Origin of the sequence: Helicobacter bizzozeronii (assembly GCF_900196775.1) — a bacterium.
Classification (GTDB): Bacteria; Campylobacterota; Campylobacteria; order Campylobacterales; family Helicobacteraceae; genus Helicobacter; species Helicobacter bizzozeronii.
Genome location: NZ_FZLB01000033.1, coordinates 1 through 8912 on the forward strand (window position 1 = coordinate 1; position 8912 = coordinate 8912).

Consider the following 8912-nt stretch of genomic DNA (forward strand, 5'->3'; position numbering starts at 1 on the left):
CTTTTAAATCACTGATGGTTAAATTCTTAATCACCAAGTGCTCGATAATCAAGTTCTCGATAGTCAAACTACCATAGGTATGCATGTAATTCCTTATTTTGGGTGAAATGAAGCCCCTCCTAAAAAGGGGTAGCATCTGTCCCTTTTTTGGAATAATCTAATCTCATTTGTCTTAAAAAATACTTAACATATAAACCAAAAAGTTATCAAGCATATCTATTTCCCCCTTGGGTAGCCAGTTTTTTGCCAAAAGCCTTGTATTATGTGCTAGAATGACCCCTAAATCGATTTTAGGGCATTTGGGGGTGTGGGGATGGTTTCTAGTTTTTTTGGATTAACCCACCTTAAAGGGGAAAATATGGCTGTTAAACAGAAACTTGTCAACACGCTTTTACCAAGTGTTGTGGGATTCTTTGTGTTACTCCCCTTGAATGCGGAGAAGAGCGGTGTATTTATAGGCGGAGGGTTCCAATATTCATACGCCTCGGGTGCTTTTAAACAAGACACAACAATCCAATACACAATACCGGGTTTCCCCGGTTCGACTATTAAAGCCACAAATCCTTACCGCGGCAATCTTTTTGGGGGAGATCTCCAAGCGGGTTTCAAGCTTTTCTTTGGCCAAACAAAACGCTTTGGGTTGCGTTTTTACGGCTTTTTTAGCGGGCAAGCAGGGGATGCTAATTCTGTCTATAGTGGCAATTCTGATTCTAAATTCATCATCAAAAATCAACCCGGCTATAACTTTTTTTATGGCGGTGGTATGGATATGCTCCACAACTTCTATGGTAACGATAAGCGTTCTTTTGGTGTTTTTGTGGGCGTGATGGTTGGGTGGAGTTCTTGGTCAATGGGTCAAAGCCAGCAGTGCATCGGAACCACGATTTATAGCCGTGGGGGACCTATTGGGGGCTGTGTGCCTACAAACAAGTTTTTTCAAGAACAAGTGCACATCAATAACAAGTATTATCCCGGGATTAAATCCTCTTTTTCGCCAGCCTTTGTGCAGGTCATCGTTAATCTAGGGTTTAGACTTAATTTTACCAAACACCAGGGCATTGAAATGGGTATCCGTATCCCCACCATCAACGACCTTAACTATGCCAGCAAGGGCGCTTTTTCAGAAGGGATGATCGCTAAAATCAAGGTGAATGATGCCCTCATTCTTAGACGCGATGTAGTCGCCTTTATCAACTATGTGATCAGTTTTTAAGAGGTTTTGAGTAGGCTGTAAGGACCACACAAGGGCTTAATTTTATCGTTTTTAAAAAGCCCTGCAGCATGCAAAGCCCACATAGAGGCTTTGGCAAAATCTCTCTAATGGCATCACCCACAAAAGTAAGCCCGTAAATCCTTTTCAAAACTTGTGATGGGTTTTAGATCGCTGAGGGTGAGAGTGAGTTTATAATTGGCTTGGTTACCCGGATTCATGGCCACCAGCTGTTTTTCTTTATTGTGGATGCGAATCACCTCTTTGCGTTCCTTGTGTTTATAGATATAGTCTTGTTTTTTGTCAATAATATAGTAATGCACGCTCTCAACCGTGATGCCCAACAAAATAATATAATCGTAGTTGTATTTGGGATTAATCCCATTGAATTGGAAATTATTATTGTTGAGACCCTTTCGAGCCGTCTTGATTTCCACTTTCTTGCCCTTGGAGAGCAGATCATATTCATCATGAATAATCTCTTTATTGCACGGGTCTAGGGGCAAACCCAACAGCTCGAACACTTCCTTCATAAAACTCTCTCCGATTTGACCTATAGCATTCCCCTCAAAACGCAAAATTTTTTCAAAAATGCCACTCCTCCGCTTGCTTTCGATTTCCTCGTATTTTTTCTCCACCAGGTTTAACAAAACTTGGTTAAAATCCAATGACATCATAAACCTCCATCTTGCAAAAGTCTAAAAATATGGGATTTCCCAATGTGCCTACAACCATTTGTGGCTAGCGAACTATACTTGATCCAATCGGCGTTTAAGAACAGCGTGTCTAGTTTTTCTTTGGGCGCATTTGGCGTATAAATGATGGCGATCCCGCTTTTATACTTGACATGGGCAAAATCTCTCACAACGGCGTTTTCTTTAAAAAATGTGCTGGAGAGGTAAAAATTTGCCTTTTTGTTAAAAATCCACTCCTTGCCACATTCTCTATTTTTGGCTAAGGACACGGTAACCACTTTGACAATGCTGCTAAAAGGTTCGCGCTTTTCTTTTTGGCGGTACCAGCTAAATTCCTCTGTGTTGTTTTGGTGGTTTTTGCTCCAAATCTGGAAACAACAATGCACATCTTTTTCCCTCCCATCGCTCAGATAAAAAGAATTTTTGGGCAAACTCTCTTCATAGAGCAGGTGCAGACCACGCACGCGATAACGCACAGACCCCTTCCCCAGACTTTGGAAAAACATGGGCAAAATGAAACAGACAAAATCAGCCTCTTTAGAGTGGTTGATAAATTCTAATGCCAGCACCCCGCGGTGTCCAAATGGGGGATTGCCGATGACAATTAGGGGTCTAGAGGGTAGGGTAAAATCTAAATAATTGGCTTGTATGGTGCCAAACTTGCTTGGGCTAATGTCAATGCCAATTTTAGCTTCTGGCAAAAGGGTGTAAAAGCAACCATCTCCCACACTGGGTTCAAGCCAAGTGTATTGCTCCAAAGCCTCATACTGGCTAATCACTTCCTTGGCTTTAGCCAATAACTTTTGGGCGATCTCAGGTTTGGTAAAATAGGCATCCAAGCGATTTTTGGCATTCCTCTTCATCTGAGCCCCATTAACATACCTCAAATCCATGGCATCAACCTCCGAAAATGGCACATTTTAGCCTATTTTGGCTGATTTTAGGGCGTATTCTCTAGGCTAGGTAATCCATGTGTTTGAGGGGGAAGATGGGGGTGCATTCTTTGGGGAAATATTCCATGCAGAGATCCAAAAAGACTTTTTGTAAAAACACTTCCCCACACAAATAGACATGGTTGCAATGGAATTGGGTATGTGTGTCATAGATGAGATTGCCTAAAAATTGCGCCAAAGAGTCGAGGATACCAAAGCACATGGTGGGTGCGTCCGTGCCCCCTAAGACATAACTCATCGCACTTCTAAGCGTGGGGGCGGGGTTGAGATTGGGGGGGTCTTTAGCCAGTTTAAAATCAACATAGGGTCCCTTGGTGCGTAAAAAGCTTTTGGCTTGATTGAAGAGCACATAGGGGTCATGCGCCTCACTCATGCCCAAAACTTGGAGCAAACCAGCCAAGAAGTCCAAGAGATTATGGCTTGGCTCTGTGGTGGGGCTTTGTTCTAGGCGGGCGCATAACTCCGGGTAGGCTTTTTGGTAATTGGCATAGAGCTTACGCCCCTTGGCATTTTTCTGCACTTCTTGGAGCAATGTGCTAGGAGAGGTGGGCACTTGCCAGCGTAATAATTCTTTATACACCCCATCATAGACCCAACAGCAAGTGGGGCGTTCAAAATTCAAATACAAGACCAAGTGGGGCTCTTTGGGGGCTTCTTGACGCACAAATTCTAAGGTGGGGTTGGCATGCGTGCGGGCATGGGGCAATAAGAGTCCATTTTTGGCAACACTGAAAATTTGATTGGGGAAACTCGGGGCTTTTGTGGTGTAGCTCAAATGCGGGGTATTGGGGCTGGATGCCATGAACAAATAAGAGATGTCCCGCTTGAGCCCCAAGTGTGCCAAGATGGCAAGCCCAAAATCATAGGGTAATTGGGCGTAAATCTCTAGACTCTGAAAATCTGATACAAAGACCTCTTTGAGGACCGCTACAAGTTGGGGTTTCTCTAGGGTGCAGAGTGCCTGTGCGCTTCTTGAATCCAAACGGGTTAAAGAGAGGATGCTTGCCAAATCCATAAAGAGCACGCTGGAGTTTTCTAGGGGGGTGCAAGAGAGGGTGTAAATCCCCCTAGAGGTCTTCACGATCACATGTTGTTTTTGCTGGAGGCGATCTAAAATGCCGCAAAAAGCATGTGTGATTTCTGCAGAATCCAAGCAAGGTTTTTGCTCATAAATGACTTCTCCAATCCCATCTAAATTGCCTTGCTCTAGGGCATGGCGTTCCTCTAGCACATCTATAGGGGGGGCAATTTTGGGGGAGGCGTTAAACTCTGGGGTTTCCCCGGTTACCTCCACGCCCACAAATTTAAAACTGAGTGCTAGGGGCAGGTGTTGGCTTAAAAAATCAGCAAAGCTTTGGGCTTGCTCTGGCGTGGCTTGCAAGTAGAAAGCCTCTGGGGCTATGGCATAGGATAAGCCTTGTGCGTGTGCATGCGCGCTTAAAAAATCCATAAATAACGCCCCCACTTGTATGCCTAATTCCCCAACCGATTCAAATTTAAAAACAAAGTTTTCCATTCAGACCATCCTATAAGAAGTTTGGGTAATTGCCTCTAGGCTCTTGATTGTGGGTTTGGGAGTGGCGCTCACGCCCCATTGGGTTAAAATCTCCAAAGCCTTTTGTATGGCTAGGTGTGCCCCCTTGAGCATGGGAGGGCTGAGATCAAAACTAGTATTGTCTTGCAAAATAGAGGGGACCAGACCAATGATAGTGGTGGGGGGCAAATCGCCCATCAAGGTGGTGAGTTTCAAGGTTTGCAACATCTCCACCTCATGCGCGCTCCCCGCCCAAGTGATGTCTTGGGGGATTTGTTGGAAGTCAAAACAATAGAGATCGCCCACTTGCGCCCCCGCCACGCTCACACAATCCAAAAGCAAGAGGCGATCGCATTCCACAATCCAAGGGATTAATGCCTGCGCCATAGTCCCCCCGTCCATGCATTCCACATCGTGTGTGCCCCCAAAGCGGTAATTACACGCCAAGAAGTTAGCCAAATGCACCCCCACCCCCTCATCGCCCAATAAAATATTGCCAATGCCCAAGATCAGGATTTTCATCGATCCTTGACATAACGCATGCCACTAATCATGCTATCAGCCCCCCCATCGGGGAACCTGATGGAGTGGAAAACCACCATATAAACATGCACGGGCACAAAGAGGATGATCCCCCAAGTGGCAAGGTGGTGGATATAACGCACATTGGAAAGCCCCCCACACAACACCTCAAACCACTTAAACAAGGGGGCTAAAAACGCGCCTAAGCCATTGTGATAGACATTGTAGTAGAGCACCACCCCGCTTAGAGAAATGAGGACCAATAAGATACACAAGCCCAAATAGGCAATGAATTGGAGGGGATTGTAAGCCCCTGCGCCACCCTGTGCCTTGCCGATCCAAAAATACACCTTGAGCTGCTTGATCCACGCATTTAGATTCCCTATATTTTTAGCCGATGAGCGTTCTGCACCGCTTTTGCGATCAAAAAAGAAGAGATAGCACCTAAAAAGAGAGATGGCAATGAGGATAAAGCCCAACATGATATGCACGCTGCGGATATAGGCTTGCAAAAAATACATGCCACTATAAACACTGGAACTGGGCTGTAAAAAGGGATAGGCGATGTAAAACCCACTCCCCACTAAAAAAAAGATGGCAAAGGCACGCATCCAGTGAAACAAACGCACAAAGCCGGAAAACTCTTGGTAGGCGTGGTAACTATTCTTTGGCATGGTGTGCCCCCTTGATAAAACTGGGTTGGACTTTAAATTCCCCTAACTGAGTCCCTTTTAAATCCATCACATGCACCGAGCATGCAATGCAGGGATCAAAGGAGTGGATTGTGCGGATGATCTCTAGGGGTTGGGTTAAATCCGCAATTTTAGTGCCAATCAAGCTCATCTCATAGGGTCCCCTTTGCCCCTGAGCATCTCTAGCCCCCCCATTCCAAGTAGAGGGGACGACCGCTTGGTAATTGGCGACCACCCCATTTTTGATCCGCACCCAGTGGCTCAACATGCCTCTTGGCACTTGCCCGATATAACGCCCCTTGTATTCTTTGTTTTTGTCGATCACATATGGTGCGCATGTGCTCTGATCGGATTTGAGGTTCTCCACCAAAGAATCCCAAGTTTGCAAGCCATTTTCGACTAAAATCTTGGACTCTAAGCAACGCGCGGCGGTGCGCCCCAAAGTGCTGAAAATCGCCTCGATGGGTAATTGGGTGTCTTTTAAGAATTGGTGGGCGACTTTGGTTGTGTGGGGATTTTTAGCCGCTAACCCTATAACTAGCGATGCCAAAGGCCCCACCTCCATAGGCAAGCCATTATAGCGGGGGGATTTGATCCAAGAGTATTTGCCCTGCGTGTCCAAAACCTTACTGGCGGTCATTTTACCATCTGGTCCCACACTCTGCCCCTCTTTAAAGCCGGTATAATGGGGGGTGGTCTCCCCATCATAGGGGTGTAAAGCCACGGCATCATGATCATATTGATACCATGAATGCGTAACCTCCTCTTTGATGAGGTTTTCATCAATGGGGTGCAAAGTGCCCAAATCCCCATTGAGCACCACCCCAGAGCTCAACAAATACTTGCCCCGGCTCAATAAAATCTCCTCATGGGCGATGAAATTTTTAAGCCCACAGCCTTTGAGCACGCTGTCCTCTTGATTGAACATGTTAGCTGCCATCACAATATCCGGATAATAAGCCCGTTGCACAAAATCTTTTACGATCTCAAATTTGCTTTTCCATTCGCCCAAACGGGTGGGGTCTAGCACATCCATAACAGAAGTGATCCCGCCCACGGTCAAACTCTGCGGGTGGGGCTGTTTGGCCCCAAAAATGGCGGTCATCTTAGCTGCCTCTCTTTGGATACCCAGCAATCTCAAATAGTGGGAGAGCACAATGAGATTTTGCTCGGGACTGAGATGGTAGGTTTTATGCCCATAATAGCCATTGGCAAAGGGACCCAACGCCCCCTGTTTGGCAAAATCCCCCACGCGTTTTTGCACTTCTTTAAGCTCATCCTCCCCCGTGCCCAAAGGGTAATCGCTGTATTGGAAGGCAATTTGGCTAGCCTTTTTGGGGTCGGCTTTGAGCGCGCCCAGCAGATCGCACCAATCCAGCCCATGCAAGGTGTAAAAATGCACCACATGGTCGTGCAACAAGAGCGCAATATTCATCAAGGAACGCACCAACTGGGCGTTATAAGGGGGCACAATCCCCAAAGCGTCCTCAACTGCACTAATGCCGGCTTTGTAGTGTGAGTAAGTGCAGACTCCACAAATGCGTTGGGCGATAAAGCCCGCATCGCGTGGGTCGCGGTTTTTAATGATGGTTTCTAGCCCCCTAAAGAGGGTGGAAGAAGAAAACGCATCGGTGATCACATTGTGATCATCTACGATCACCTCAATGCGCAAATGCCCCTCAATGCGGGTGATGGGATCGACAATGATTTTCTTAGCCATGCGAACTCCTTGTTGCATCTCCATCGGATTGATCTTTATTTTTGGCTAACCCTGAGATCACCGCATGCATCGCAATGCCAATTGCACTAGCACTCAGAGCCACAATGCCCACACTATCTGCCACCCTATCAGCCCCCACCCCCCCAAAAGCACTGGTAAGAGGCGTGATCAAGCGGTTTGAGATGGGTTCTTCAAAAGGGCTCATGGTGTCCCAAAAATTGGGTTCAGAGCACCCAATACAGCCATGCCCAGCCCCAATAGGCCAATTTGTATGGGAGTTAAAACGCAACTTGGAGCAATTATTAAATGTATAAGGCCCCTTGCAACCCACTTTGTAAAGACAAAAGCCATTTTTGGCATTCTCATCCCCAAAATGCTGGACAAACTCGCCCGCATCAAAATGCCCCCTGCGTTCGCATTGGTCGTGTATCCGGTGCCCATAAGCCCAAGTGGGGCGGTTATAGGCGTCTAATCTGGGGGCTGTGCCAAACATGAGCAAATAGAGCACATTGCCCACAATGTTTTTTTCACTAGGCGGACAGCCGGGCACATTGATAATGGGCTGGCTGATGATCTTGCTTAAAGCCTGTGCATTAGAGGGGTTGGGGTAAGCTGCCTGCACGCCCCCAAAGCTCGAACATGTCCCAATGGCTAAAATGGCTTTGGCATATTTGGCGGCATGGACACACTCTTGTGCCCCCGTGCGCCCCTCGCTCCCAATGGTTAAAAAATACTCTGTGCCTTGGGGAATCCCCCCCTCCACCAGCAAAATATAGTTCCCCTTGTGCTTTTGGATCGCTTGTTCCAAGTTGTGCTCTGCTTGGTGTCCGCTAGCCACCATAATCGTCTCGTGGTATTCTAGGTTGATGTAATCAAAGATCACGCTATCAATGCTGGGGTCTTCGCTCCTAAGGAGACTTTCACTACACCCTGTGCATTCTGCCATGTGTAGCCAAATGACTGGGAGGCGATTGGCCATCTCAACAGCTTTAGCGGTTAAGGGCACAAAGCTAGCCGGTAGGGCTAAAGTGGCTGTCATGGCACTCACCCACTTCATAAAGTCGCGTCTTTCCAAGCCCTGCTTGGCTAATTCCTCATGGATATTTTTATCAGGGCGGTTAGCCTCCAAATTCGTGAGCGTTTCGAGCCGCTGCGAAATCTGATCAAAGAGAGTGCGTTCATGGGAGTCTTGCATGGAAATTCCTTTCGTTGAGATAACCTTAATTATACTCTAGCTAAGACACGCAACCCTTAACTTTCTAAAATAGCACAAAAATGACCATCAAATACAACATCAAATCCAAACGGGGTTTAGCGGTGGAGAAGTTGCTGGCGCGTCTGATATATTAGAATCGGGCGGAACTGCCATTAAGCCCTCTGACTTGCAGATTAATACCCCACCCACATGGCAGTGCGTTAAACCCCGCAAGCAAGAATGCCAAATCCTTGCTTGAACCCCCTTGTAGAGACTTTCAACCAATCTACAAGCCCAAGTTAGGGTTTGGGCATGGGCATCTTGCCCAAAAGGGTAAGGAAGCCTCAAAGATTATCCACTCTCAAGGCTTGACTAAAGGCGAGACTCTGCC

8 protein-coding genes are annotated in these 8912 nt (G+C 46.7%); 1 reads left to right on the forward strand and 7 read right to left on the reverse strand.

The window, feature by feature from the left end:
• Positions 1-358 precede the first annotated feature (358 nt).
• The gene (locus C5684_RS04415) at positions 359-1213 is read left to right on the forward strand and encodes an outer membrane protein (protein WP_104639526.1); all 855 of its coding nucleotides are present in this window, start codon (positions 359-361) and stop codon (positions 1211-1213) included.
• A 113-nt stretch (positions 1214-1326) separates the two neighbouring features.
• Here C5684_RS04415 and C5684_RS04420 read toward each other — a convergent pair whose 3' ends face one another.
• The 7 genes from C5684_RS04420 to C5684_RS04450 all read right to left on the reverse strand — a co-directional run bounded on the left by C5684_RS04420 (position 1327) and on the right by C5684_RS04450 (position 8521).
• Positions 1327-1878, reverse strand: a complete 552-nt coding sequence (locus C5684_RS04420) for a restriction endonuclease (protein WP_407645766.1) — start codon at positions 1876-1878, stop codon at positions 1327-1329.
• 5 nt (positions 1879-1883) lie between these two features.
• A complete protein-coding gene (locus tag C5684_RS04425; RefSeq protein WP_193365351.1) occupies positions 1884-2798 on the reverse strand; it encodes an SAM-dependent methyltransferase in 915 nt (304 codons plus the stop codon).
• A gap of 61 nt (positions 2799-2859) precedes the next feature.
• The gene (locus tag C5684_RS04430; protein WP_104639527.1) at positions 2860-4374 is read right to left on the reverse strand and encodes a protein hydE; all 1515 of its coding nucleotides are present in this window, start codon (positions 4372-4374) and stop codon (positions 2860-2862) included.
• A complete protein-coding gene (locus C5684_RS04435; RefSeq protein ID WP_104639528.1) occupies positions 4375-4914 on the reverse strand; it encodes a HyaD/HybD family hydrogenase maturation endopeptidase in 540 nt (179 codons plus the stop codon).
• Complete coding sequence (gene cybH, locus C5684_RS04440; protein WP_104639529.1) at positions 4911-5588, reverse strand: Ni/Fe-hydrogenase, b-type cytochrome subunit; 678 nt, start codon at positions 5586-5588, stop codon at positions 4911-4913. Before cybH ends, C5684_RS04435 begins: the two co-directional genes overlap by 4 nt.
• Positions 5575-7326, reverse strand: a complete 1752-nt coding sequence (locus C5684_RS04445; RefSeq protein ID WP_104639530.1) for a nickel-dependent hydrogenase large subunit — start codon at positions 7324-7326, stop codon at positions 5575-5577. The genes cybH and C5684_RS04445 overlap by 14 nt, the downstream gene beginning before the upstream one ends.
• Positions 7319-8521: a hydrogenase small subunit gene (locus C5684_RS04450; protein ID WP_006018171.1), complete on the reverse strand. Its 1203-nt coding sequence runs from the start codon at positions 8519-8521 to the stop codon at positions 7319-7321. The genes C5684_RS04445 and C5684_RS04450 overlap by 8 nt, the downstream gene beginning before the upstream one ends.
• Positions 8522-8912 lie beyond the last annotated feature (391 nt).